This window comes from Bradyrhizobium sp. SRL28 (assembly GCF_018596315.1).
Lineage (GTDB): Bacteria > Pseudomonadota > Alphaproteobacteria > Rhizobiales > Xanthobacteraceae > Bradyrhizobium.
Genome location: NZ_JAHEAG010000021.1, coordinates 69,885 through 96,188, shown reverse-complemented (window position 1 = coordinate 96,188; position 26,304 = coordinate 69,885). Strand labels below are relative to the sequence as shown.

Genomic DNA, 26,304 nt, shown 5'->3' with positions numbered 1-26,304 from the left:
GTCACATCCCCATCGTCATGAACTTGGTCCAGGCCCGGAACTGGTGGCGCATCGGCCACTCGCTGGTTCCGTTGACCGCCACATTGGTCTGTTCGGCCTCGTCGGGGCTGTAGAGCCGCTGGAGGTTCACCCACTCGTTGCCGTTCGAGTGCAGGCCTTCCTGCGCGCGTTCGTACATTTCGAGGTCGTCATGGCCGACGATGGAGGTCGGCGCATTGATCAGCCGGTTGTACATCAGCGTGCGCTCCAGCAGCATGTCGGGCGCATCGACGAGCTGGAACGTCCAGGACTCCACCAGCGTCTTGTTGGCCGCAATCGGCTTGAACTGCCGCAACAGCTGGATCGGACCCTTGATCATGATGTTGGGGAAATAGACGGTGTTGTGTCTGTTTTCGTCCAGGATCGCCTTGGCGCGGGCCTCGCCATACGCCGCCGTCATCTTGTCGAAATAGCCGGGCACCGCCGAATAATCGGAATGGATCGAGTGGTGCACGCCGGTGTGGCCGTGGCCGTTGTCCCAGATCCGGATGCCCATGTTCTCGAAGAACTCGTACGGGCTCATGAAGGGGGCGATGATCTCGACCGCCATCGGCTTCTTGGTGCCGGGAGGTGCCTTCTTCCAGACCTCGACCACGGTCCCGGCGGAGGACTCATGCGCCACCATCGGATGGCAGGTGTCGGTCTGGTTTTCGACCAGCATCTTCCAATTGCAATTGTGCATGTAGCGCAGCACGCCGCCGGCGACCTTGAGCTGGCCGACCGGCGAACGGTCGACCATGTTGTCGAAGCTCGACAGGCTTTCGCCGAAGAACTCTTCGAAATCGAGGCCGCCGTCATTGATCTTGGCGAATACGAAGCCACGGTAGTTGCGGACATGCCGCACCGGCGCCATTCCGGGCGCGGCATGGCTCTGCTCGAAGCCGGTGTTCTCATAGCCCTTCTTCAAGGGGATCGCGAGCAGCGAGCCATCGGTCTTGAAGCTCCAGGCGTGGTAGGGGCAGCGAAAGAACTTGCCGGTGTTGCCGCAGGTCTCGGAGGTGATGCGCGTGCCCTTGTGGGGGCAGCGGTTGTGCAACACGTGCACCTTTCCGTCGGTATGGCGGACCAGCAGGACCGGTTGCGTACCGATGGTGGTGCCGTAATAGTCGCCGGGATTGGGGACCTGGCTGTCGTGGCCGACATAGACCCAGCTATTCGGGAACATATGCGCCATCTCGAGCTGGAACACCTCTTCGCTGACATAGACGTCGCGGTGAACTTCCTGCTCGCGGACCAGCGCGCGAAGCGCGGCGGCGTTGCCGGCATATCGGGTCATGCGTTCCTCCTTCACAGGTCGAGCACAAGTCTTTTGGTTTTCGCGCGCGAAATACAGATCTGCATCACCTTGTTCGATGCCTTCTCGCTTTCGCTCAAGATGTAGTCGCGATGATCGGGAATGCCCTCGATGACAGTCGTCTGACAGATCCCGCAATCGCCGCGCTTGCAGTCATGTATCGGGTCTTCGCCGGCCTCGAGCAGCACGTCGAGGATGGTCATGCCGGCAGGAATTTCGTAGACACGCCCGCTGTTCTTGAGTTCGACCTCGAAAGCGGAGTCGCCGGATTTCTCTTCGGGCGCGGTGAAGATTTCGAAATGCAGCCGCCCTTGCGGCCAGTTCATCTGCTTGGCCAGCGCGATCGCGGCCTCGATCATCGGCAGCGGTCCGCAGAGGTAAAGTGGCGCGTCGGGCGCGAGCCGGTTCATTAGGCCCTCGAGATCGAAAAACCGGCCGGCTTCGTCGTCGGCGTGGATGGTCGTGCTGGTGCTGGCCAGCCGCTCGATGTCGCCGAGAAAGGCGAGTTCGCTGCGGCTGCGGCCGGCGTAATAGAACGAGAACGGCCGTTTCGCCGCGCTCAATTCGCAGGCCATCGCGAGCAGTGGTGTCACGCCGATGCCGCCCGCGACCAGCGCGACTTCACCTGCGCCCGCGCCGAGGGGAAAATTGTTCGCCGGCGGCGAGATCGTCAGGCGATCGCCGGTCTTGAGACCGTGCATGAAAGTAGAGCCGCCGCGGCTCTTGCTTTCCTGCAGCACGGCGATGCGATAGGCGGTCGGATGCTCGGCGGCCGCACGCGGAGAATTTGTCTCGATCAGCGAATAGGAGCGCCGGCCGACATCGGGCAGATGGACATCGATATGGGCGCCGGCGGACCAGCCCGGCATCGGGGCGCCGTGAGCGCGCGCTAGCACGAATTCACGGATGCGCGGCGTGAGCGCCTCGGCCTTCGACACCACGACTTCGAATTGATCCATCCTCAGGCGTCCTCGAACAATGTCTCGACGGTGCGCAACGCGCCGTCGAGTTCGGCGCCATCGGCGTCCTTCAGTGCGACCTTGGTCAGCCGCTGCACCCATTCGGCGGCATCGGGCCGGCCGGCCAGGCGCTCGGACGCAAGCATGACCTTGTCGAATTTCGATTCACCGCGGGAATGTGTATCCGAGTAGCCGCCGACGAGGCGGCGCGCCTCGCATACGGCGGTTGCCAGCGCGACATCGCTTGCGGCGAATTTCCTGATACGTTGCGCCCATTGATCGAGGTGGCGCATCTCTCGCGAATGCCGCAGCGTGCGGCGGCGGAATCGCCGCAGGCCTGCAACGCAGTACAGCATCAGGAACGCCGCGGGTGCGGTCGTACGCAATTTTCTTCCGCGATCGATCAGCCGGGCGATCCGCTCGCTGCGCTCGATCTTCTCTCCGAGCCGGGGCGGCAAGAGTCCCGCCATTTCCTCGATCCGTGGATGGAAAAATTCGGTGATCCCGAGGATCTGGTCATCGCCGGCCCGCGCCTCGCGGCGTACCCGGTCGAACCGTCCCGCGCGGGTCTTGAGATCGGCCACGCGGATCACGTCGTCATAGGCCATCGCGATGGCGAGATATTTGGCAAAGCCCTGCACCAGGGTGGTCGCGTCGCGCGGCATCGCGTCCAGCCGGTCGAGATATTCGCGGCCATAAGCGATGTCCTGATAATCGACGACACGCTGCAGGCCGGCCGCGACGATTCCGTGTAGCTCTGCTGGCAATTGCCGCGCCCGCGCGACAAGCGCGTCGTAATCGGCATGGCCGATCGGCTCGAGCCGCGGAAAGCGCTTTGCGAGCGGCGGCTTCGCTGCTGGCTTGATCTTGGGATCTTGCGCGAGCTCGGAGACGGCCCGCTCGCGGCCGGCGGTGAAAGCGCGCAGGCTGGCATCGACGCCGACGCCGGCTGAGCGGATCGTGGCTTCAAAATCCTCGGTCGTGAAGGGCAGGGCGCCGGAGCCCGCGAGCGCACCGAACAGCACTGAGGAAACCACGCTGCCGGTGGCATCCGCGATCTCGGCCATGTCGAACGCGATGAAGCGGTTGGCCGCAACGTTCGCGGCCTCATAGACCTGTGACGCGTCGGCGGTGCCGTCGCCAGGCGCGGTCTTCTCGATTACGGCCAGCGAACGGTGCGAGGAGCCGATCAACAACGTGCGGTCGGGCGAGACCAGGCCGCGCAGGATGGCGCGGCCTGCTTCCATCAATTCGGCGCCGATCACGATGTCGACCTTGCCCGGTGCCGGCATCAGCGACAGCACGGGGTAGCGGTCCGGCTTGCTGGTGTTGGGCGCGATCATCTCGATGTAGTAGATCGTGGCGCCGGTGCGCTGGGCGACGCCGGGCACCGAGGTCGATTGCGCGAACCAGCCGCGCCGCTCGGCGAGCGCCACGATCCAGTCGACCAGCACGCCACCACCCTGGCCGCCCATCGCGAGCACCGCGACGGTGATGGGGCGTGCCTGACTGAGCGCGACGGAGGAGGGGGCTATGGAGACGTTCATACCGCCTCCTGTTGGAACATGATCCGCCGTCCCGCCCGCCGGCGCTGCAACGCGCCGATCACACTCCGCCAGATGCGGTCGAGCCGGGCTTCGAAGGCGCTCGGATTGGAAACGATGTCGGCGCGGTAGAAGGAAGGACACAGCACGGCGGCATCCGCGACCTCGCCGCAATGCCCGCAGCCTACGCAGGTATTGTCGACGGCCGCGACCGGATTGTCCTTCAACGGATCGGTCGTCGGCTTGACCGACAGCGACGGGCAGCCCGACAGGCGGATGCAGGCGTGGTCGCCGGAACAAACGTCCTCGTCGACGCCGAAGCGCTCGCGCACGACGCGTTCGCCGCGCTTGGTGGCGGCCGCGACAAGCGGCTTCACGCGCCGCTGCTTGTTCAGCATGCACTCCGACGAGGCGACGATGATCTTCGGTCCCTTCTCCTCCGTCGTCAGCGCCTCGCGCAGCGTGTCGCGCATGCGCTTGACGTCGTAGGTGCGGTCGATCTGGCGTACCCATTTGGCGCCGACGCCCTTTACTGCTTCGACGATCGGATGCTTGGTCGAGCGCGAACGGTTGTCGGCGCGGGAGGAGGGGATGTCCTGGCCGCCGGTCGCGGCGGAATAGTAATTGTCGACCACCACGATCACGCTGTCGTGCTGGTTGAAGACGGCGTTGCCGACGCCACTGGTCAGCCCGTTATGCCAGAAGCCGCCATCGCCCATGATCGAGATCGAGCGCTTGCTCGCCGGAACGTTGAAGGCCGAAGCCGACGCCGGGCCGAGCCCGTAACCCATGGTGGTGGCGCCGATATTGAACGGCGGCAGGATCGAGAACAAATGGCAGCCGATATCGGCGGCGATATGATGCGGACCGAGTTCCTTCTCCACCAGCTTCATCGCGGAAAAGATCGGCCGCTCCGGACAGCCGGTGCAAAAGCCCGGCGGCCGCGGCGGCACCACGTCGGCCAATGCCCGGATCTTGTCGTCGACCTCGACACGATCAATGTTCGGTGCACGTGCGGAGGCTGGCAGCACATCCGCCCGCCAGCGGCGGATGAAGGCGCCGATCGCCGCGCCCATCACCTGGGCGGTGTATTCGCCGGCCATCGGGAGCAGGTCCTTGCCGTGCAGTTTTGCCGGAATGTCCGCGTTGCGCAGGACCTTGTGCAGCGCCTGCTCGATGAATTCGGGCTGGCCTTCCTCGACCATCAGCACCGCCTTCTTGCCGCGGCAGAAGTCGATCACCTCGCGGTCGACGATCGGGTAGGTCACGTTCATCACGTAGAGCGGCACCCGCGTCTCGCCCCAGATATCGGCAAGGCCAGCCTCGCGCAGCGCCGTGATGACGCCGTTATACATGCCGCCCTGCATGATGATGCCGATATCGTCGATATCGCCGTCGAACGTCTCGTTCATGCCGCGCGCGTGGATGAATTCGACCGCCGCGGGCCAGCGGTGCTCGATCTTTTCCTTTTCATGCAGGAACGAGGCCGGCGGCAGCACGATGCGGTTGGTGTCGCGCGACGGCGCATCGAGCGCGCGGGACAGCGGAAAGGTAGGGCGGACATTGTCGCGGGTGGCGAAGCGGCCATGCACATGGCAGGCGCGGATCCGCACTTCCAGCATCACGGGCGTATTCGACGCTTCGGATAGCTCGAAGGAATCGTGCACGGCCTTGACGATGGACGCCACGTTGGGCCGCGGATCGACAAGCCAGAGCTGCGACTTCATCGCAAATGCGTGCGAACGCTCCTGCATGATGGAGGAGCCTTCGCCGTAATCCTCGCCGATAATGATGAGCGCCCCGCCGGTGACGCCGCCCGAAGACAGGTTGGCGAGCGCGTCGGACGCGACGTTGATGCCGACCGGGGCCTTGAACGTGACCGCGCCGCGGATCGGATACATCACGGACGCGGCCAGCGTCGCCGCCGCCGTCGCCTCGCTGGCGCTCGATTCGAAATGCACGCCGAGGTCGGAAAGGATATCCTGCGCGTCCGACAGCACGTCCATCAGATGCGAGATCGGCGCGCCCTGGTAGCCGGCGACATAGCTGACGCCGCATTCGAGCAATGCTTTTGTAATGGCGAGGATGCCTTCGCCGCGAAATTCCTGGCCGGCGCCGAGCTTGAGGTCTTCCACCTCGCGCGCGAAAGAGCGTTCTGCCATGCTCGCCTCCTGAGGCCTCGCCCGGAACTCCGGATGACCGAATATAATTTTAGACATCAAACAAAAATGATGTCAATCGGACTTGCAGGTTTGCGCATGACAAAACATCCTGCGCGCAGCTATGTGCAATTTTGTAGCCTATTTCGTGGGCTTCATGCACAGCTGGCCGGCTCTGGCGCCGGATCGGCTCGCTTGACAGGATATTTTAGCCATGAAACATTATTGGAGCGCGTCGCACTTGGCGGCGTGCGCCAAGGCGGCCTTTGCGGGAGACTGACATGACCCCGGTTTCGCAACTACGCGGGCCGTCTCGCGAACATCTCGCGTGGCCGTTCTTCGATTCCCGTCACAGCGAATACGCGGCGGCGCTCGATGCATTTGCAGCCGGTCTTGGCGATACGCATAGCGGTGACGTCGACGAGACCTGCCGTTCGCTGGTTCGCCAGCTTGGCGCCGCGGGATTGCTGGAGACGTCGGTTGCAGGCGATCGGCCTGATGCGGTGATCGATTCCCGGCTGATTTGTCTGGCCCGCGAGACGCTGGCCTGGCACAGCGGGCTCGCCGATTTCGCTTTTGCGATGCAGGGACTTGGCACCGGTGCGGTGGCGATTGCCGGGTCACCCGAATTGCGCGCAATGGTGTTGCCGAAGGCCCGACGTGGCGAATGGGTCGCTGCTTTTGCCCTGTCGGAGAAGGAAGCCGGTTCCGACGTCGCCGCCATGGCCTGCAGCGCCCGGCGCGAGGGCGATCACTACATCCTGGATGGCGAGAAGACCTGGATCTCCAACGGCGGCATTGCGGACGTCTATACGCTGTTTGCACGAACCGGCGAGGCGCCGGGGGCGCGGGGCATTTCGGCCTTTGTGGTGCTTCCGGACGATCCTGGATTCTCGATTGCCGACCGCATCGACGTGATGGCGCCGCATCCGCTGGCGACGCTACGTTTCGAGGGCTGCCGGATTCCGGCGGGGCGGCTGTTGGGTTCGCCGGGCGAAGGTTTCAAGATCGCGATGCGGACCCTCGATATTTTCCGCGCGTCGGTCGCAGCCGCAGCACTGGGTTTTGCCCGCCGTGCGCTCGATGAAGCAACACTGCATGCGCGGACCCGGCGGATGTTCGGTGGCGTGTTGGGCGACCAGCAATTGACGCAGGCGGCCCTCGGCGACATGGCGGCGGGCGTCGATGCCAGCGCGCTTCTCACCTACCGAGCGGCCTGGCGGCGCGACGTGCAGAAAGCTTCCACGACGCGTGAAGCGGCGATGGCGAAGATGGTTGCGACCGAAACCGCGCAGGAAGTGATCGACCGTGCCGTGCAGATGTTCGGCGGCCGCGGCGTTCGCTCGGGCGAGATGGTCGAGCAGCTTTACCGCGAGATACGAGCGTTGCGCATCTATGAAGGCGCGACTGAAGTCCAGAAACTCATTATCGGACGCGACGTCCTGAAGGCCTAGCCGCGGGCGTCCAGTCGCGTCCTGCTACAGGAGTATGAAATGTTCGAGTTCTTGCAGCCGCCCGGTTGGGCCAAGCCGAGCGGTTACGCGAACGGCGTCGCCGCCCGCGGCAAGATGATCTTCGTCGCGGGCCAGATCGGCTGGAACGATCAATGCAAGTTCGAATCCGACGATCTGGTGGATCAGATCGGCCAGACCTTGAAGAACGTCGATGCGGTGGTGCGTGCCGGCGGCGCCGGGCCCGAGCATATCGTGGCGATGACGTGGTTCCTGCTCGATCGCAAGGAATATTCGGCGCGCCTGAAGGAGATCGGCGTAGCCTATCGCGGCGTCATGGGCCGGAACTTTCCGGCCATGACGGCGCTGCAGGTATCGGGGCTGATCGAGGATCGCGCCAAGGTCGAAATCCAGGCGATTGCGATGATACCTGACCAGATGAACTGACAACGCGACGCCGAATACGGCGCCAGTACAGGAGGGCGGCATGGCAACGAAAGCTCGTGAAAACCACCGGGAAGACGTGGCCGGACGGGCCAATGTCGAGGATACGCCTGAACTGCTCGCCTATTACGACGAACTCGAACGGCTTGAGGCCGGCGCGCTCTGGACAGTTGCGAACAAGATCGAGCCCTGGGCGCCCAAATCGTCCTCCGTTCCGGTGCTGTGGCGCTACGAGGACCTTCGCGCGCATGTGTTGCGCTCGGTCGAGCTGGTGTCGCCTGAGAAGGCCGGCCGCCGCGTCATCTATCTGAACAATCCCGGCCGGCGTGATCACGCCGCCGCGGTCGGCTGGCTTTATTCCGGCCTGCAGGTCATGCATCCGGGCGAGGTCGCGTCCGCCCACGCCCATTCGGCCTCGGCGCTTCGCTTCATCATGGAAGGCGAGGGCGCTTACACGATCGTTGACGGCCACAAGATGACGCTCGGCGCCAACGATTTCGTGCTGACGCCGAACGGCACCTGGCACGAACACGGCGTCTCCAGCGACGGCACGCCCTGCATCTGGCAGGACGGCCTCGACATTCCCCTGGTCAACACGCTCGAAGCCAATTTCTACGTGGTCCATCCCGATCTGCAGCAGAGCGTCGGCTATCCCGTCGACGACATGACGCACACCTGGGGCAATCCCGGCCTGCGTCCGGCCGGTGCCGAATGGTCCAAGGGATATTCGCCGCTGCTGAAATATGAGTGGGGTCCGACCTACGAGGCACTGCAACGCTACGGCAAGGCCACTGATGGCTCGCCGTATGACGGCGTTCTCATGAACTACGTCAATCCGGTGACCGGCGGTCCGGTGATGCAGACGATCGGCGCATCGATGCAGATGCTGCGGCCGGGCGAGAGCACCCATGCTCATCGTCACACCGGCAGCTTCATCTATCAGGTCGCCAAGGGAAGCGGTCACTCTATCATCGACGGCAAGCGCTTCGACTGGAAGGAGCGCGACATCTTCTGCGTTCCGTCCTGGGCCTGGCATGAGCATGTCAACGCATCCGCCAGCGAGGACGCCTGCCTCTTCACATTCAACGATCTGCCGGTCATGCACGCGCTCGGGCTCTACCGCGAGGAAGCTTTTGGCGACAATGGCGGCCGGCAGCCCCTCGCATAGGAGAAAGCACAGTGCGTCTCGTTACCTATCGCAGCACGGTTGAGGCCGCCGCTCGCCTTGGCGCTATCGTCGGCGATCTCGTCGTGGACGTCGAGGAGGCCGGCCACCATGCCGGGATTTCCCTTCCGTCATCGATGCTTGACTTTATCGATCTCGGGCCGCCCGCGCTGGCGGCGCTCAAAAAGATATTGAACGAAGGCAGGGATAACTGGCCGGTCGGCGCCGCATTGCCGCTGGCGAATGTCAGGTTGCTGGCGCCGATTCCGCGCCCGCGCAAGAACATTTTTGGCATCGGTCTCAATTATGTCGAGCACGTCGCGGAATCTTCCCGCGCCCTCGACACCGCAAAGGATCTGCCCAAGCAGCCCATCATCTTCTCGAAGCCGCCGACCAGCGTCATCGGGCCGGACGAAGCCATCCATCACAACAAGGCGATCACGCAGCAGCTCGACTGGGAAGTCGAGCTCGCCGTCGTGATGGGACGAACCGCGCGGCGGGTGTCGGAAGCCGAAGCGCTCGGCTTCGTGTTCGGCTACAGCGTGATGATCGACATCAGCGCCCGCGACAATCGCCGCGCCGGCCAATGGATCTACTCCAAGGGGCAGGACACCTATGCACCGTTCGGGCCGTGCATCGTTACCGCAGATGAAATCACCGATCCGCACGCGCTCGATCTCTGGCTGACAGTAAACGGCGTCGAGAAGCAGCGCTCGAACACGCGCCACATGCTGTTCAAGGTGCCGCTCCTGATCGCGGATATTTCGGCCGCCATGACGCTCGAGCCGGGAGACATCATCGCGACGGGGACGCCCGAGGGCGTCGGCGCCGGCCGGTCTCCGCAGGAATGGCTGTGGCCGGGCGACGTGGTGGAAGCGGAAGTCACGGGCATCGGCCGGCTGCGCCACCCGGTGGTGGCGATCTGAGAGGCCGGCATGATCTTCGACATGGAGACGCTGGAGGCGCAGAACCGCTACAAGATCCTGACGGCCACGGTGACGCCGCGGCCGATCGCCTGGATCACCACGCTCTCTGCAAGCGGCGTGATCAATGCGGCGCCTTTCAGCTTCTTCAATGTGATGGGGCATGAGCCGCCCACGGTCGCGATCGGGCTTCTGGCAGGCTCGGAGCGATTCAAGGACACGGCGGCGAATATCCTCGACACCGGCGAATTCGTCGTGAACCTCGTTGGCGAAGCCAACGCCGAGGCCATGAACATCACCTGCATCGATGCGCCGCCTGAGATCGACGAACTGACGCTGGCCGGACTGACGCCGGCTGCCTCGCAGGCGGTGCGCTCGCCGCGCATCGCGGAATCGCCGGTGTCGTTCGAATGCCGGGTCCTGACTTCGTTGGTGACGGGGCCACGGCAGACCGCGGTCATCGGCCGCGTGGTCCGCGCCCATGTCGATGACGCCGTGATCCTGGACAAGGAGCGGTGCCACATCGATACGCAGGCGCTGCGGCTGATCGCCCGCATGCACGGAAGCGGCTGGTATGCGCGCTCCACCGATCTGTTCCAGATCGATCGACCAACCTGGGCGGCGTGGCAGGAAAAGAACGTCAAGGCGAAACCTGCGTAGGGGATCGGAGGACATCTTGAAGATTGCAGTGTTGGGTGGGGGCAACGGTTCGTTCGCGGCCGCCGGCGACTTCGCCTTGGCCGGTCACGATGTCCGGCTGTGGCGGCGAAATCCCCGAGATGTCGAAGCGCATCGCGCGCAGGGCGGCACGATAACGGTCATCGATCGATCGGGCCGTTGTGACATCAGGCTCGCGACAATCACGTCGTCGATCGCGGAAGCCATCGAAGCGGCCGATCTCATCCTGTGTCCGGCGCCGGCCTTCGCGCAGGTCGCGATTGCCGAACTGGCCGCGCCGCATCTGCGCGACGGCCAGGTGGTGTTCCTGCCTCCGGGTACGTTCGGTTCCTACATCTTTGCCCGCGCCGCCCGGGACGCGGGCAACCGCGCCGAGATCGCAGCCGCGGAGACCGGGACCCTGCCGTGGCTGGCGCGCAAGCAGGGGCCTTATGCTGTTCGTATCTCCGGCAGAGGCGCGCGGTTGCCGACCGGTGTGTTTCCGTTGCGCCTCGCCCCGCACGCCCTCGGCGTGATCGAACGCGCGTTTCCGAATGCCATCGAGCCATGCGGAGATGCGCTTTCAGGAGCGCTGATGAATGCCGGCCCGATCATTCATCCGCCGCTGATCACCATGAACGCCGGCCCGATCGAACATTTCGACAAGTGGGACATCCACAAGGAAGGAACCCAGCCGGCGATCCGCCGCGTCACGGACGCGCTCGACGCCGAACGCATCGCCATCCGCGAGGCGCTTGGCTACGGAGGGCCGCATTTTCCGCTTGCCGACCACTATTCGAAGGACGGCGAACCCTGGATGTATGCGCGCGACGCGCACGACCAGCTCACGGATTCCGGCGATTGGTCCGAACGCCTCATTCTTGTGGAGCACCGCTACATGCTGGAGGATTTGCGTCTCGGTCTGTCTTTCCTCGCCTCGGTGGCCGGCCTCGCAGGCGTGCAAACGCCGCTCGTCAAGGCATTCCTGGCAATCGGCTCAGCCATCACGGGGCAGGATTTCACCGTGACGGGCCGGACCTTGTCTTCGCTCGGCCTCGGCGATTTCGACCGGGCCGCATTGCAAAATCTTCTCGCCGAGGGTTTCCGATGAAACCGGTCATCGGATGCCTCGGCGCCGGCCGAATGGGCCGCGGGATCGCGGTCGTGTTCACATTCGCCGGTCACCAGGTTGTCGTCGTCGACTTCAAGGAACGGGAGTCGTCGGCATTTGAGGCGCTGGCAGCCGAGGCGAGGGCTGAAATTCGCTCGACTCTTGATATTCTCTCGCGCATCGATCTGCTCCCGTCGGCGCTTGTGCCCACAATCGCCGAGCGGATCACGATCGTGCCTCGGCAGGAGGCGGGCGCGGCGCTGCCGCGCTGCGATGTCATCTTCGAAGGAATGCCGGAAATCCTCAGCTTGAAGCAGGCGGCGCTGGCCGAGGCTTCGCGGCTCGCGGGAGAGGGCCCGGTCATTGCTTCGACCACGTCGACGATACTGGTCGACGATCTCGCAGGATCGATCGAGCATCCCGGCCGCTTCCTCAATGCGCATTGGCTCAATCCAGCCTATCTCGTGCCGCTGATCGAATTGTCGCCGGGGCGGCTCACCGCGCCGGAAGTTACAGCGCGGATGAAGACGTTGCTCGAAGGCATCGGTAAGGTGCCGGTGGTCTGCGCAGCGCGGCCGGGCTTCATCGTTCCCCGGATCCAGGCGCTGGCGATGAACGAGGCTGCCCGCATGGTGGAAGAGGGCGTTGCTTCGGCCGAAGATATCGACAAGGCCGTGATCTATGGCTTCGGATTCCGCTTTGCGGTGCTGGGACTGCTCGAGTTCATCGACTGGGGCGGCGGCGATATCCTGCATCACGCCAGCCGCTATCTGGTCGAGGCGCTCGGCGATAGCCGTTACGCCGCACCTGACATCATCGCGACGAATATGCGCGAGGGACGCATCGGCATGAAAACCGGGCAGGGCTTCATGAACTATGAAGGCGTCGACCAGGCGGCCTATCGCGAGCAGCGGCTTGCGGCCTTTGCGGCGGCGCTACGAGCCATGGGGCTCGCGCGCGAACCCGTGGCTTGACGCGCCGTCGCTTCAATGGCCGCCGAGATAGGCTGCGATCAGTTTCGGGTCGTGGATCAGCGTGTCCGCCGAGCCGGACTGGATGATCTCGCCGGTTTCCAGCACATAGCCGTAATCCGCGGTCTCCAGCGCTGCGCGGGCGTTCTGCTCGACGAGAAGGACCGAAACGCCGAGGCTCCGCAGCGAGGCGATGGTGCGGAAGATTTCGCGGACGATGAGCGGCGCGAGGCCGAGACTGGGTTCATCGAGCACCAGAAGCTTCGGCTTCGCCATCAGCGCACGGCCGAGCGCCAGCATCTGCCGCTCACCGCCCGACAGCGTGCCGGCGGCCTGCTTGCTGCGCTCCTTCAACCGCGGAAAGCGGTCGAACACGTCGTCGAGGCTTTTGCGCGTCGTCGAGCGGTCGCGCAGGCTGTAGGTGCCGAGCAACAGATTGTCGGCGACCGACATATCGGCGAACAGTTCGCGCTTCTCGGGCACGAGGCAAAGGCCGCGCTCGACGCGGCCCTCGACGTCGATGCGCGCAAGATCGGCACCCTGAAAGAACATTCGCCCCGTGGACTTCAGCAGACCGATGGCGGCCATCAGCAGGGTGGTCTTGCCGGCGCCGTTCGGACCGATCACGGTCACGATCTGCCCCTCCTCGACGGAGAGCGAAACGTTCCGCACCGCCTCCACCTTGCCGTAGGCGACCGACACATTCTCGATCGAGAACATCTGGGTCACGCGACACCTCCGAGATAGGCTTCCTGGACGCGGGCGTCGCTGCGGATCGCCGCCGGTTCGCCTTCGCAGAGTTTTGAGCCGAAATCGAGCACGACGATGCGGTCGACCAGCGACATCACGAACTCCATGTCGTGCTCGACGAGGAGAATGGTCAGGTGATCGGCGCGCAGCGACCGCAGCAATTCGGCGAGCTTGAGCTTCTCCTGGCGGCGCAGGCCGGCCGCCGGCTCGTCGAGGACGAGCAGCGTCGGATCGGCCGCGAGCGCGCGGGCGATCTCGAGTACGCGCTGATTGCCGAGCGGCAGATTGCCGGCGAGCTCGAACGGCTTGTCGCCGAGCCCGACCCGTTCGAGCTGCCGCAGCGCCTCGTAGCGGGCGCTGGCCTCTTCCGCCTGGTTCAGGCGCAGGGCGCCGGCGAGCAGGCCGGTTTTGGTGCGCGAATAGGTGCCGAGCAGGACGTTGTCGAGCAGCGTCATGCGCGGGCGCAGCTTGACGTGCTGGAAGGTGCGGGAGATTCCGGCACGGGCGATGTGAAACTGTTGGTCGCGGGTGATCGAGCGGCCCGCGAATGCGATCTCGCCGCTGTTGGCGCGCAGCGCCCCCGTGAGCAGGTTGAACATCGTGGTCTTGCCGGCGCCGTTCGGCCCGATCAGCCCGAGGATTTCGCCGGACCTCACGTCGAAGCTGACATTGTTGACGGCGACGAGGCCGCCAAATCGCCGCTGCGCATCGCTCACTTTAAGAAGGAGCGTGCCGGGCGGCGGCTGCTCGCGGCGCGGCAACGCCGTCGCCGCTTGCGGACGGGACTGCTTCAGGTCCGGGAGAAAACCTGCGAGGAACGGCACGATGCCCTGCCGGGCGCGTTGCAGGAACAGGATGAACAGCGCCGAGAACGCCACGATCTCGAGCTGGCCGGAGGCGCCCTTTGCGATCAGCGGCAAGTAGTCCTGCACAGAATTCTTCAGGAGCGTGACGATCGCCGCACCAACCACACCGCCCAAAATGCTGCCGGCGCCGCCGACCATCGCCATCATCAGATATTCGATGCCCATAGCGGCTTCGAACGGTCCGGGGCTGACGAAACGGCCGAGATGGGCATAGAGCCATCCGGACAGCGAGCCAAGGAAAGCAGCGATGACGAATGTCGCCAGCTTGGTCTGGAACGCGCTGATCCCAAGGCTTTCGACCAGCGTATTGCCGCCGCGGAGCGCGCGCATCGCGCGGCCGATGCGGGAGTCGAGCAGGTTGTAGCAGACGAAAAGAACCGCCACGACGATCGCCCAGATCAGGAAATAGATCTGCCGGCTCTCGACCAGGGCGAGCGGACCGATCGAAATCGGCGGAATGCCCGAGATGCCGTTATGTTGACCGAGGCCATCGATGTTGCCGAACAGGAACGCGATCGCCAATCCCCAGGCGACCGTGCTTAGCGACAGAAAGTGGCCGCCCAGGCGCAGCGTCACGAAGCCCAGGATCGCCGCAATGCTGCAGGTCAGGACCACGGCCAGCACCAGTCCGAGCCATGGGGAATAGCCGTTCACCGCCGTGACCCAGGCAGTTGAGTAAGCTGCGACGCCGACGAAAGCCGCCTGACCGAACGACACGATGCCGCCGACCCCGGTCAGCAGCGCCAGCCCGATGGCCGCAAGCGCGTAGATGCCGATGTAGTTCAGCAAGGTGATGCTGAACGGATTGAGCACGAAGGGCGCCGCCACGAGGCAGGCGATCGCCGCGGCAATGACGAGACGGATCTGCTGCAGGGTCATTCCTCGACTTCCTCTTCGGAATGCTGCGAGGCGAACGAGCGCCAGAGCAGGATAGGGATCAGCAGCGAGAAGACGATGACGTCCTTTAACGTACTGCTCTGGAACGAAGCGAAGCTTTCAATAATGCCGACGCCGAATGCGCCGAGCGCCGCACCGGGATAGCTGGCCATGCCGCCGACGATGGCGCCGACAAAGGCTTTCAGGCCGAGCAGGAATCCAGAGTCGTAGAAGATGGTGTTCACAGGCGCGATCAGGATGCCGGAGACGCCCGCCATCAGCGATCCCAACAGGTAGGCGATGGTCCCGGCGCGCGCCGGGCGGATACCCATCAGCCGGGCGCCGGTTCGGTTCAGGGCGGTCGCGCGCAGCGCCTTGCCGATCAGCGTGAAGTCGAAGAACAGAAACAGCAGGCCGCTGAACACCAGTGCCGCCGTCAGGATCAGAACAGTCTGTCCGGAAACGTGCACGCCGGCGATCTCGATCGCCATCGACGTCAGCGGTTCGGTCCTGACGCCTTCGGGACCGAAGAACAGCAGGCCAAGTCCGACCAGCGCGAAGTGCAGCGCGACCGAGACCGTCAGCAACAACAAGACCGAGGCGTCCGCGATCGGGCGGAACACGATCCGGTCCAGCAGCGGCGAGATCGGCATGATCAAGAGCAGCGCCAGCACGAGCCGGACCGGCATCGGCGGATTGAAGCGCATCGTCAGCCAGACGATCCCGACGACGATCAAGGGCAACACGAGGTAGCCGAAGACGGCCTTCGGCACCGCGCGAAGCTCGCCGGTGCGCGCCAGCGAGACGACTTCCATCGCGCAGGCCATGCAGGCCAGCACGACGACCAGCCCGACCGTTCCGGGAAGCTGCTTGGCGTCGAGCGCCGCCAGCGTCAGCGCCGTGAAGGCCGCGATGTCGCCGAACGGAATGAAAATCACCCGCGTCACGGTGAAGATCAGCACGGTTCCGATCGCCACCAGGGCGTAGACCGCCCCGGTAGCTATTCCGTCGATCGCGAGGATCGCTGCGATGTCTGCCGTCATGCCGTCGGCCGTCCTTCCGTGTTATCAGTCGGTATCGCTCAGGGCTCGTAGGTCCAGGCGCCGTTGTTCAGGCGGACGATTACCAGCGCGCGCTCGTCCACGCCGTGATAGGCGCCGGGCTTGAAGTTGTAGACCGCGTGCACACCCGACAGCTCCTTGGTGCTGAGGATCTCGTCGCGCAGGGCTTTTCGGAATTCGACGGTGCCGGGTTTCGCGGTCTTCAGCGCACGCTCGGCGGCAGAGGTGAAGATCTTCCAGCCGTCGAAGGAGTAGGCCGAGAAGCCGTCCGTGGTTGGGACGTTGTTGGCCTTCAGGAAGGCGGCGCGGAACTCGAGCGCGAGCTTCTTGGCGAAATGGTTGTCGGGAAGCTGCTCGGCCACGATGACCGGACCGGCGGAGACCTGAATGCCTTCCGCGGCCTTGCCGCCGACGCGCACGAAATCGGGATTGACCAGCGCGACGGTGCCGTAGGTCTTGCCCTTGAAGCCGCGTTCGCCGAGCGCCAGCAGCGGCAGCGCGCCCTGCGTGCCCGATCCGCCGATCAGCACGGCATCCGGACGCACCGCAAGAACTTTAAGGATCTGGCCGGTGACCGACGTATCGACGCGCGCGTAGCGCTCGTTGGTCAGCACCTTGATGCCGTCCTCCGTCTCCACCGCCTTGGCGCCGTTGTAGACGAGATCGCCCCAGGCATCAGAGAAGCCGATATAGCCGATGTTCTTCATGGCATCGCGCTTCATGCGGTCGGCGACGACCTTGACCAGCAGCGAGGCGGGCTGCGGAACGGAAATGCCCCACTGGTCGGCCGGATTCGGCTGACCGATCACTGGCGAGACCGCAATCATCGGCACCTTCAGTTCGGTCGCAACCGCCAGCATCGCGATGGTCGAAGGCGCCGTTGCGGTGCCGATCAGGAGGTCGACCTTCTCTTCTTCAATGAGCTTGCGCGCGTTGCGGGTCGCGGCGGAGGGATCGGAGCCGTCGTCGAGCTGGATCAGCTTGATCTTCTCGCCGTTGACCTCGTTCTTGTATTCCATGGCGGCCTGGATGCCGCGGCCGTACGGGATGCCGATCGAGGAGCCGGGTCCACTGAGCGAGGTCACGAATCCGATCGTAATATCTGCCTGTGCGGTCGAGGCCGCGACGAGGCCGCCGATGAGTGCAGTCAAACTCAACATCTTGCGCATTGCATTCCCCTTGGTTGAAAACAGCCGCGACCTGAGCGAGATGTCAGCATGGATCGAGGTCGGACCAGCACGATCGATGCCGCAGTTGTCGTCGAAACCCGGCGCAGGCATGGTCCCCGCGTCGGCATGGGAGTTATGAAATGAGCGCCAGCAGAACCGGTTCCAGCGTCGAGCGTCGCTTCGTCACGACGCGTCTTGGCCGCATCCACGTCGCCATGGCGGGAACCGGTTTCCCCATCCTTCTGCTGCATCAGACGCCGCGCTCGTGGGACGAGTACCGCGATGTGCTGCCGCTGCTCGGTCGCGATTTCCGCGCGATCGCGATGGACACGCTCGGCTTCGGAGATTCCGATTCCCCAGCCGGCGATCCCTCGATTGAACTGTGGGCCGAGGGCGCGTTCGCGCTGCTCGATGGGCTGGAAGAACCGCGCGCCGCGATCGTCGGCCATCATACCGGTGCGGTGATCGCGGTCGAAATGGCCGCATCGGCGCCTGCGCGCGTGAGCGCGCTGGTTCTGTCGGCCTGTCCTTTCGTCGACGCGGCGCGCCGCGCCAAACATCACGGCTCGCGCGTCATAGACGATGTGGAAGCGCGTACCGACGGCGCTCATCTCGCCGAGCTCTGGGCGCGCCGGCAGCCATTCTATCCCGCTGATGATATCGATCTGCTGCAACGCTTCATGATCGACGCCCTGCGGTCTGGCGAGATGGCGGCGGAAGGCCACCGGGTGGTGAATCGCTATCGGATGGAAGACCGTCTGGGGCAGATCCACTGCCCCACGCTGGTCATTGCTCCGACGGGCGATCCGCACGTTCATCCGGTGGCTCCGAAGGTCGCTGGAGCCATCGAGGGCAGCATCTTGCGCGAGCTCTCAGGAGGCATGGTGCCGCTTCCCGATCAGATGCCGGAAGCCTTCGCCGGCCTTGTCCGCGATTTCATCGTCGCTCAGGCGGCCAAGATCTGAAGCGGGTCCTGAAACGGCGGGACCAACCGCTGCGAATGCGAACCCGCCCGTAGCACTCGCTGTTCCGAGGTCGATGATCTCAGCCACGATCGAAGAGCCTTTATCAACGCAACCCAACGCGACGTGCGTCTCTGCACGGCGCCCACTCCCTGTCAATTGTTTAAAGCCTAAAGTATTTCTTGGCCGCAGGTCAATACGCCAGATTCGCGCTCCGCGGAAAAAAATTGCGGCGGCGGGCGCGGCCGGGAAAGCCGAATTCGCTTGTGCAAAAGGGTGAGGCGCTATCTGCCTGTCCTTTCGGCAAACCGATCTTGTCGCGCGCAGCGTGCGCCGCCGCGCCGTTCAATTGACGCCAAAATTATTTTGTGGTTGAAATATTTCGATCGATGGGATGGCGTCACTCTGCAGCGCGCCTCCGCAACGACGGGCTTGTGCGTGTCGTCACCCTCCGTGACCGCGGAGGTTCGAGGCTCGGTACGGTTCGCCTGTAAACAGGATATCCGCTGTGCGCATCTTCTGGCAGAGCTTCGTCGATCAGGCTACGAGCGCGCCCTACATGGCGCGGCTGGCGGCCTACCTGAACGAAATCGCGGCGCCCGGGACCAGCGTCCATGTCGAGGGCATCACGCCCGCCGACCGCGACTTCGGCCGCCTGAGCGAATTTCGTTGCGCGATCCAGGCGGTCGACAACGGACTCGCGGCGCAGGAGAGCGGCTTCGACGCCTATGTCATGGGCCACTTCCAGGACCCGGGATTGTACGAACTGCGCTCGGCGCTCACGATTCCGGTGGTCGGGACGGGCGAGGCGACGCTGCTTGCAGCCTCGCAGCTTGGGCGGCGGCTCGGCCTTGTCACGCTCGATTCAGCTTTCGAGGTCTGGCATTACGAGCAGGCCGATCGCTATGGGCTTTCCGGCCGCGTGGCGCACGTCACCGGGATGGGCTGCCGTCCGGAGGATTTCAGCGCGGCGTTCGCGGGCGATGCGGCGGCGAAAGCGCGCATGCTGACCGACTTCGCGGCCTGCGCGCAGCCGCTGGTCGATCGCGGCGCTGACGTCATCATTCCGGCCGGCGTGCTGCCCGGTCTCCTCATAGCGAGTGAGCATGGCTTCAAGATCGGTTATGCACCTGTGGTCAACTGTGCGGCAGTGGCGTTGAAGAGCGCCGAGATGTGGGTGCAGTTGCAGCGCCTCAACGGCACCGAGCCGAGCCGGGGGCCGAGCTTCGCGCTGGCCAACGACCGCGCCCGCCAGGATTTCCGCGCCGCCGTGGCGCGCACGCAAGCCGACAAACCAAAGGGCCCTTGAGGACAAGATATGCTGCAGCCAGACAAGATTCTGTATGAAGCCGAAGTGACGGCGACCGGCGGGCGCGACGGCAAGGCCGCGAGCGACGACGGGCTGTTGTCGGTGTCGCTGTCGCTGCCGAAATCGCTGGGCGGACCGGGCGGACCGGGAACCAATCCGGAGCAGCTTTTTGCCGCCGGCTATGCGGCGTGCTTCCTCGGTGCGGTGAAGCTGGTCGCGCGCACACGGAAGATCACGCCGTCGGAGGAGCCAACCGTCACCGCCAAGGTCGGTATGGGGCCGGTCGCGGTCGGCTACGCGCTCACCGTCGAACTCAAGGTGCTGCTCCCCGGGCTGGAGAAATCCGTCGCCGAGGAAGTCGTTGCCGGCGCGCATGAACGCTGCCCTTATTCCAACGCAACGCGCGGCAATATCGACGTCAAACTGACCGTGCTCTGAACGGCCCCTGGGAACCCCGCAGTCCGATGCAAAACTCCATCCGAACACCTTACGATCGGGTCGTGATGGCGGTTCCCGTGACGATTCCCTATGTGCGCTACTCGATCGAGAGCGCGCAGTGGTGGATCGGCCGTGCGCTGAAGGCGCTGGTCGATGGCGCCGGGATTACGCCGCGCGACATCGATGGGTTCTGTGTTTCGAGTTTTACGGCGGGGCTCGATAGCGGGGTGGGGCTTACCCAGCATTTCGGCCTATGCGTGCGATGGCTCGATACCATTCCGCTCGGCGGCGCGAGCGCGATTGCCGCCCTCCGCAAAGCCGCGCGGGCGGTGCAGGCGGGCGACGCCCGTATCGTGGCCTGCGTGGCCGGTGATACCAACCACGTCGACTCCTTCCGCTACACGCTCGAAAATTTCTCGCGCTTCAACCAGGATGCCGTCTATCCCTACGGCGCCGGCGGGGCCAATGCGAGCTTTGCGCTGATCGCGCGCAACTACATGCGGACGTTCGGCGCGCGGCGCGAGGACTTTGGCAAGATTGCCGTCGCCCAGCGCAGCAACGCGCTTCGCAATCCCCATGCCCTGATGAAAGCGCCGCTGACGATCGAGCAATACATGGCGGCGCGGCCGATCGCCGACCCGATCCATCTGTTCGACTGCGTGATGCCGTGCGCTGGCGCGGAGGCCTTCCTGGTGATGAGCGAGGAGGTCGCCGCTTCGCTTAAGCTGCCCGCCGTCAAAATTCTCTCGACGATCGAGCGCCACAATGCGTTCGGTGACGATCCCGTTCAGGTGCGGGGCGGATGGGCGATGGACGTCGACGAACTCTATGCGATGGCCGGCGTCAAGCCTGATGACCTCGACTTCGTCCAGACCTACGACGACTACCCCGTGATTTCGATGATGCAATTCGAGGATCTCGGTTTCTGCCGAAAGGGCGAGGGGCCGGACTTCGTGCGGCAGCATGATCTCACGATCGACGGCAGCTTCCCGCATAATACCTCCGGTGGGCAGCTATCGGTCGGGCAGGCCGGCGCGGGCGGCGCCTATCTCGGGGTGGTCGAGGCGATGCGCCAGGTTCTCGGGCAGGCCGGTCCGACCCAAGTCAAGGATGCGCGTATCGGATTGGCGTCGGGCTTCGGAATGATCAATTATGATCGCGGCCTCGCTTCGGGCGCGGCGATCCTCGCGGGACCCAGCTCATGATCGAACCGATCATAAAGCCACGCCGGAAGAATCCGCTGCTGCGGACGCGGCTGCCGACCTCGCCACCGCGCGCGCGCAGCCGCGCCTCGCACGGTTTTACGCGGGCCGCCGCCGAAGGCCGCTTCATGCTGCAGCGCTGCGACGCCTGCGGGACGTTCTGCTATCCGGCGCGGGACGCGTGCCCTACATGCCTTTCCGCCGATCTCTCCTTCGCGGACGCGCCGCGGCGCGGCATGCTGCTGTCCGAAACCACGCTGCACATCCCGGCCGACGTGCATTTCCGCGAGCGTGCGCCGTGGCGCGTCGGGCTGGTCGCGATGGAATGCGGGCCGACCCTCGTAACGCACCTGCATGCCGATTGCGAAGAGGGTCGGCCGGTCGTGATGTCGTTTCAACTGGACAAGAGCGGGCAGGCGGTAGCCTTCGCGCATCCCGAACGGGAGACCCCGAACATGGCGGACGACAGGCAGTGGCGTGAGATGACGGCCGATCCGAAATTCCGGCGCGTCCTGGTGACGAACGGGCGGAGCATCGTCGGTCAGGAAGCGGTGGCCGCGCTGAAGGCGGCGGGCGCGTCGATCGTGTTCGTCGGCGTCGCCGAACCGTGGAAGCCGTTCCGCGGCGAGGATGCGCTGCGCGCGATCGAGGGCGTTCAGATCGTGCCGCTCGATATCGGCGACGAGAAGTCGGTTGCGGACCTCGCGGCCGATATCGGCGGCAAGGTCGATATCCTCGTCAACACCACCGAGCATGTCCGCGCCGGCGGGCTGCTCGACCGTCAGGGCACCAGCGTCGTGCGCGACGAGATCGACCAGAGCTATCTCGGCTTCGTGCATCTGGCACAGGCGTTTGGGCCGGCGATGCGGATGCGGGGCTCCGATGGCGTCAACAGCGCCGCTGCCTGGGTCAATATCCTGTCGGTCTATGCGCTGGCGAACTGGCCGATGTTCGGCGCGTATTCGGCGTCGCAGGCGGCCTGTCTTTCGCTGTCACACTGCCTGCGGGCGGAGCTTCGCCCCGGCGGCGTCAAGGTGGTGAACGTGTTTACGGGGCCGCTCGATATCGAATGGTTCCAGACGGTGCCGCCGCCAAAGGTCGCGCCGCGTGCGGTCGCGAGTGCGATCGTATCGGCGCTCAAGCGCGGACTGGAAGATGTGTTCGTGGGCGATGTCGCCGAGGATATTCGCCAGCGCCTCGCGGCCAACCCCAAGGCGGTCGAGCGTGAACTCGGGGCGTAGGCGGATTTGCTAGAAACGGGAGAAGCGCAATGGACAGCAATGGTCTCATGCAATTTGCCGGCGCGGTTGCATCCGGCGCGGTGCGCGTCGTCGATCTGACGTTTACGCTCAGCCCGGACTTCCCCGTCATCGTGCTGCCGCCGGAATTCGGCCAGGCCGCGCCGGTCCGCATCCAGCAGATTTCGCGCTACGATGCGAGTGGTCCCGCCTGGTACTGGAACAACCTGACTTTTGGCGAGCACACCGGCACGCATTTCGACGCGCCGATCCACTGGTTCACTGGCAAGGACCTGCCGAACAACGCGGTCGACACGCTGCCGGTGCGCGACATGATCGCACCGGCCTGCGTGATCGATTGCTCGGCGCAAGCCGCAAAGGATGCGGATTTCCTTTTGACGATTCCCGTCATTGAGGCCTGGGAAAAAAGCAATGGGCGGATTCCGGAACGGCACTGGGTGCTGCTCCGCACCGACTGGTCGAAGAAAGGCTGGCGCGATTATGCCAATCTGAAGGATGACGGCGCGCATACGCCCGGGCCGGATGCCGCGGTGATGCGCTGGCTCGTCGAGGAGCGCGGCGTCATCGGCTTCGGCACCGAGACGATCGGGACGGATGCCGGCCAGGCCGGTCATCTCGATCCGCCCTATCCGGCGCACCATTTCCTGCACGGCGGCGGGCGTTACGGCCTGCAATGCCTGTGCAATCTCGATCAGCTTCCGCCGACCGGTGCGGTGATCGTGGCCGCGCCGCTCAAGATCCAGAACGGCTCCGGCAGTCCACTGCGCGTGCTTGCGCTGGTACCCGGGCAGGGTTGAGTTTTCTTTCGTCCACATCGAGTGAGATCATGAAAAACAAAAAGAACTTGTTGATCGGCGTTGCCCTCTTTCTGGGCGCCATCGCGCCGGCGCATGCTGAAATTCTCGTCGGTTTCGTCACCGGCCTGAGCGGACCGGTATCCTCGATCGGCGTGCCGAACGCCAAGGGATTGGCCGCGGGCCAGGCCTATGTCGGCGAGATCGACGGTGAAAAAGTCCGCGTCATCCAGCTCGACGACGGCTCGGACCCGGCCGCGTCGACGCGCAATGCGCGCAAACTGGTCGAACAGGAGAAGGTCGATTTCCTGATCGGCACATCAGGCGCGCCGCAGACGCTGGCGATGGCCACCGCGGCGATCGAGATGAAGGTCCCGATGGTGGCGGTCTCGCCGATCGCGCCGGTGCCGGCCGGGGAGGGCGGGCCGTGGGTGGTGCAGACGCCGCAGCCGACGCCGCTTCTCGTTCAGGGCATCGTCGATCACATGAAGAGCCGCAATTTGAAGACGGTGGCCTTCGTCGGCTTCTCGGATGCCTTCGGCGATTTGATGTACAACTCACTGCTGCAAGCCGCGGAGAAGGCCGAGATCAAGGTGATCGCGAACGAGCGCTATGCGCGTTCCGATAACTCGGTCACGGCGCAGGTGCTGCGCGCGATTGCCGCGCGGCCCGATGCGATCATGCTCGGCGGCACGGGAACGCCGGGCGCGTTGCCCGTGATCGCGCTGGCCGAGCGCGGCTACAAGGGCCCGCTCTACGGCAATCATGGCATGATCAGCGCGGATTTTCTGCGGCTCGCCGGCAAATCGGCCGAGGGCATCATCTGCCCGACCGGGCCGGTGACGGCGGGCGAACAGCTTCCCGAGAGCAATCCGATCCGCAAGGTCGTTCTCGCATTCCGCGCGGCCTATGAGAAAGCCAATGGCGAGGCGCCGGCCGATGCGTTCTCGCCCTATGCCTTTGATGGCTGGCTGGTGTTCATGGATGCCGCCAAGCGCGCAAAGGCGACGGGCGCTGTGCCCGGCACGCCGGCGTTCCGTACCGCGCTGCGCGAGGCGCTGTTCACGACCAAGGATGTCGTGGGCGCGCACGGCATCTACACCTACACGCCGGCCGACCGCCACGGCGTCGACAGCCGCGCACGGATTCTGGTCCAGATCGAAAACGGGAAATACAAGCTGCTGCCGTAGCATCAGCCGGTGTCCGCGGCTCAGGCGTGGCGCAACTTCGCCTTGAGCGCGCGCATGTCGATCGCGCGTTTGTCGCTGACGGAAGCGGCCGCGAGCGTCTTGATCTCGCCCCGAGCAAGCTTGCGTGTTGACGACAGTGGCAATTCGTCGACGATGGCGATGTAGCCGGGCACCTTGTGATAGGCGAGGCGTTCGGCGCAGGTTTTGACGATCGAAGCCGCGAGCGCGTCCGCGTCGTCGATCTTCTCATTCGGCACGATGAAGGCGAAAACCTCCTCGCCGCGAATGTCGTCGGGAACGGGCGTCACCGCGCAGCCGCCGATGCGCGTATCCATGTAAAGCGCGCTCTCAACCTCGAGCACGCCGATATTCTCGCCGCTGCGCCGCACGATGGTCTTCTTGCGATCGAAGAAATACATCAGCCCGTCTTCATCGGCGAGGACGAGGTCTCCGGTGTGGAACCAGCCGTCCTGCCACGCGGCCTCGGTGGCTTCCTCGTCTTTCAGATAGCCGCTGAAGAATCCGGCGCGGGCGTCGTCGCCTTTGGCGCGGACCAGCAATTCGCCGGGTTTCCCAGGCGCGACATCCGCGCCCTGATCGTCAACGAGGCGATACTCCATGCCGGCCGATGGCCGGCCGACGCAGCGCGCGCCAAAGCCTGCCGGTTCGTGCGAAGTGGTGGTGGCCGCCGCACCTCCGGTCTCGGTCATCGCCCAGGCTTCGACGATCGGGATGCGGTAACGCTCCTCGAAGGTGGCGCGGTGGCGGACGTCGACGCCGGGCGCAAAGGCGAAGCGCACGCGATGTTGCCGTTCCACCTCGGTCACCGGCAATTGGAGCAGAATGGCCGGGATGACGCCGAGACAATGCACGACGGTTGCGCCGCTATCGGCCACGCACTGCCACCAGCGGTTGGCGTGAAAGCGATCAAGCGGCACCACGGCGCCGCCGAGCACCATCATGCCGACTGCGCTGCAGCCGAGCGCGTTCATGTGAAACATCGGCAGCGGCGTCAGGTTGATCTCGCGGTCCGGCTGCAGCGCGGCCACGCCGCCCTGCGTGAGGTACCAGTCGGCGACCTGCAGGAAATAGCGGTTCGAAAGCATGCAGCCCTTTGGCTTGCCGGTGCTGCCTGAGGTGAACAGCAGCGCGCATTCGCCATTGAACTCGGCATCCTGGGCGACGACGTCTGTCTGGCACGGCGGAATGCGGCTATCGGTGTCGATCAGGCGGGCGCGCCCGAGCGCCGCCCCCTTCGTCACCTGCATACGATCTGATGCGGCGACCAGCAGGTCGGCTTGCGACAGCTCGAGCTGGAAGGACAATTCGTCGGGGCGGACGTCGGGGTTGATCGGAACGATCGAAACCCCGAGGGCGTTGAGCGCGAGCCAATGTAAAAAGAAGACCGGGCGATTTTCGAGCAGCAAGGCAACCCGCGCGCCGCGTCCATAGCCGGCGGCCGCATATTCCGCGCGCAGCCGATCAACCTCGGTCTTGAACGCGCCGTATTCGATTCTGAATCCTTGCGGTGCGTAGGGCAGTCCCGCGCTTGCAGGCGCCAGCAGGAATGGCGCGTCCGGCCGCCTTTGGGCCGTGGCTGCGAAGGCATCGGATGGCGATCGATATGGCGTGTCGAGGCTCATTGCGGACATCGCTCCTGTTCGTGCCTCCAGCCGCCGCAAGGGATGGCCGCCGGAACCCGCGCGCAGCC

At 64.7% G+C, this 26,304-nt stretch carries 24 protein-coding genes; 15 read left to right on the top strand and 9 right to left on the bottom strand.

Translation table 11 applies throughout. The annotated features are described in order from the left end of the window. Position 1 precedes the first annotated feature (1 nt). Genes KIP88_RS30405 through KIP88_RS30390 form a run of 4 tightly spaced genes read right to left on the bottom strand, consistent with a single transcriptional unit; the run spans position 2 to position 5,998 of the window. Positions 2-1,315, bottom strand: a complete 1,314-nt coding sequence (locus KIP88_RS30405) for an aromatic ring-hydroxylating dioxygenase subunit alpha (protein WP_214491818.1) — start codon at positions 1,313-1,315, stop codon at positions 2-4. 11 nt (positions 1,316-1,326) lie between these two features. Continuing rightward, a complete protein-coding gene (locus KIP88_RS30400; protein WP_214491817.1) occupies positions 1,327-2,292 on the bottom strand; it encodes a PDR/VanB family oxidoreductase in 966 nt (321 codons plus the stop codon). 2 nt (positions 2,293-2,294) lie between these two features. Beyond that, positions 2,295-3,839, bottom strand: a complete 1,545-nt coding sequence (locus tag KIP88_RS30395) for an indolepyruvate oxidoreductase subunit beta family protein (RefSeq protein ID WP_214491816.1) — start codon at positions 3,837-3,839, stop codon at positions 2,295-2,297. Then, entirely contained in the window at positions 3,836-5,998 is a 2,163-nt protein-coding gene (locus tag KIP88_RS30390) for an indolepyruvate ferredoxin oxidoreductase subunit alpha (protein WP_214491815.1), read from the bottom strand. The genes KIP88_RS30395 and KIP88_RS30390 overlap by 4 nt, the downstream gene beginning before the upstream one ends. A gap of 33 nt (positions 5,999-6,031) precedes the next feature. On the opposite strand from KIP88_RS30390, the gene KIP88_RS30385 reads away from it, so the two are divergent. From KIP88_RS30385 to KIP88_RS30350, 8 genes are read left to right on the top strand one after another with little or no spacing between them, the layout of a single operon-like run. Then, positions 6,032-6,280, top strand: a complete 249-nt coding sequence (locus KIP88_RS30385) for a hypothetical protein (protein WP_214491814.1) — start codon at positions 6,032-6,034, stop codon at positions 6,278-6,280. Then, entirely contained in the window at positions 6,277-7,449 is a 1,173-nt protein-coding gene (locus KIP88_RS30380) for an acyl-CoA dehydrogenase family protein (protein ID WP_214491813.1), read from the top strand. The genes KIP88_RS30385 and KIP88_RS30380 overlap by 4 nt, the downstream gene beginning before the upstream one ends. 39 nt (positions 7,450-7,488) lie before the next feature. Further along, positions 7,489-7,893: a RidA family protein gene (locus KIP88_RS30375; protein ID WP_214491812.1), complete on the top strand. Its 405-nt coding sequence runs from the start codon at positions 7,489-7,491 to the stop codon at positions 7,891-7,893. 40 nt (positions 7,894-7,933) lie between these two features. Next, positions 7,934-9,058 (top strand): cupin domain-containing protein, encoded by a 1,125-nt coding sequence (locus tag KIP88_RS30370; RefSeq protein WP_214491811.1) that lies wholly within the window; start codon positions 7,934-7,936, stop codon positions 9,056-9,058. Between the two features lie 11 nt (positions 9,059-9,069). After that, positions 9,070-9,981, top strand: a complete 912-nt coding sequence (locus tag KIP88_RS30365; protein ID WP_214491810.1) for a fumarylacetoacetate hydrolase family protein — start codon at positions 9,070-9,072, stop codon at positions 9,979-9,981. 9 nt (positions 9,982-9,990) lie between these two features. After that, a complete protein-coding gene (locus tag KIP88_RS30360; RefSeq protein ID WP_214491809.1) occupies positions 9,991-10,638 on the top strand; it encodes a flavin reductase family protein in 648 nt (215 codons plus the stop codon). A gap of 16 nt (positions 10,639-10,654) precedes the next feature. After that, positions 10,655-11,746, top strand: a complete 1,092-nt coding sequence (locus tag KIP88_RS30355) for an NAD/NADP-dependent octopine/nopaline dehydrogenase family protein (RefSeq protein WP_214491808.1) — start codon at positions 10,655-10,657, stop codon at positions 11,744-11,746. After that, a complete protein-coding gene (locus KIP88_RS30350; RefSeq protein ID WP_214491807.1) occupies positions 11,743-12,720 on the top strand; it encodes a 3-hydroxybutyryl-CoA dehydrogenase in 978 nt (325 codons plus the stop codon). The genes KIP88_RS30355 and KIP88_RS30350 overlap by 4 nt, the downstream gene beginning before the upstream one ends. Positions 12,721-12,732: 12 nt before the next feature. On the opposite strand, the gene KIP88_RS30345 is transcribed toward KIP88_RS30350, so the two are convergent. The 4 genes from KIP88_RS30345 to KIP88_RS30330 are packed head-to-tail and all read right to left on the bottom strand — an operon-like array spanning position 12,733 to position 17,439. Next, entirely contained in the window at positions 12,733-13,437 is a 705-nt protein-coding gene (locus tag KIP88_RS30345; protein WP_249791126.1) for an ABC transporter ATP-binding protein, read from the bottom strand. Between the two features lie 5 nt (positions 13,438-13,442). Further along, complete coding sequence (locus KIP88_RS30340; RefSeq protein WP_214491805.1) at positions 13,443-15,212, bottom strand: ATP-binding cassette domain-containing protein; 1,770 nt, start codon at positions 15,210-15,212, stop codon at positions 13,443-13,445. Then, entirely contained in the window at positions 15,209-16,252 is a 1,044-nt protein-coding gene (locus KIP88_RS30335) for a branched-chain amino acid ABC transporter permease (RefSeq protein WP_214491804.1), read from the bottom strand. Before KIP88_RS30335 ends, KIP88_RS30340 begins: the two co-directional genes overlap by 4 nt. A 38-nt stretch (positions 16,253-16,290) precedes the next feature. Further along, entirely contained in the window at positions 16,291-17,439 is a 1,149-nt protein-coding gene (locus tag KIP88_RS30330; protein WP_214491850.1) for an ABC transporter substrate-binding protein, read from the bottom strand. A gap of 140 nt (positions 17,440-17,579) precedes the next feature. On the opposite strand from KIP88_RS30330, the gene KIP88_RS30325 reads away from it, so the two are divergent. From KIP88_RS30325 to KIP88_RS30295, 7 genes are all read left to right on the top strand, one after another. Next, positions 17,580-18,404 carry an alpha/beta fold hydrolase gene (locus KIP88_RS30325; RefSeq protein ID WP_214491803.1) on the top strand — a complete coding sequence of 275 codons (825 nt, stop codon included), beginning with the start codon at positions 17,580-17,582 and terminating at the stop codon, positions 18,402-18,404. A gap of 505 nt (positions 18,405-18,909) precedes the next feature. Further along, the gene (locus KIP88_RS30320; RefSeq protein ID WP_214491802.1) at positions 18,910-19,710 is read left to right on the top strand and encodes an aspartate/glutamate racemase family protein; all 801 of its coding nucleotides are present in this window, start codon (positions 18,910-18,912) and stop codon (positions 19,708-19,710) included. A 9-nt stretch (positions 19,711-19,719) separates the two neighbouring features. Beyond that, positions 19,720-20,148: an organic hydroperoxide resistance protein gene (locus KIP88_RS30315; RefSeq protein ID WP_374226528.1), complete on the top strand. Its 429-nt coding sequence runs from the start codon at positions 19,720-19,722 to the stop codon at positions 20,146-20,148. A 26-nt stretch (positions 20,149-20,174) separates the two neighbouring features. Beyond that, entirely contained in the window at positions 20,175-21,353 is a 1,179-nt protein-coding gene (locus tag KIP88_RS30310) for a thiolase family protein (RefSeq protein ID WP_214491801.1), read from the top strand. Beyond that, positions 21,350-22,591 carry an SDR family NAD(P)-dependent oxidoreductase gene (locus KIP88_RS30305; protein WP_214491800.1) on the top strand — a complete coding sequence of 414 codons (1,242 nt, stop codon included), beginning with the start codon at positions 21,350-21,352 and terminating at the stop codon, positions 22,589-22,591. The genes KIP88_RS30310 and KIP88_RS30305 overlap by 4 nt, the downstream gene beginning before the upstream one ends. Before the next feature lie 29 nt (positions 22,592-22,620). Continuing rightward, positions 22,621-23,406, top strand: coding sequence for a cyclase family protein (locus KIP88_RS30300; protein WP_214491799.1), 786 nt, complete (start codon positions 22,621-22,623; stop codon positions 23,404-23,406). 29 nt (positions 23,407-23,435) lie between these two features. Further along, a complete protein-coding gene (locus KIP88_RS30295; protein WP_214491798.1) occupies positions 23,436-24,593 on the top strand; it encodes an ABC transporter substrate-binding protein in 1,158 nt (385 codons plus the stop codon). 20 nt (positions 24,594-24,613) lie between these two features. On the opposite strand, the gene KIP88_RS30290 is transcribed toward KIP88_RS30295, so the two are convergent. Further along, positions 24,614-26,245: an AMP-binding protein gene (locus KIP88_RS30290; protein WP_214491797.1), complete on the bottom strand. Its 1,632-nt coding sequence runs from the start codon at positions 26,243-26,245 to the stop codon at positions 24,614-24,616. Positions 26,246-26,304 lie beyond the last annotated feature (59 nt).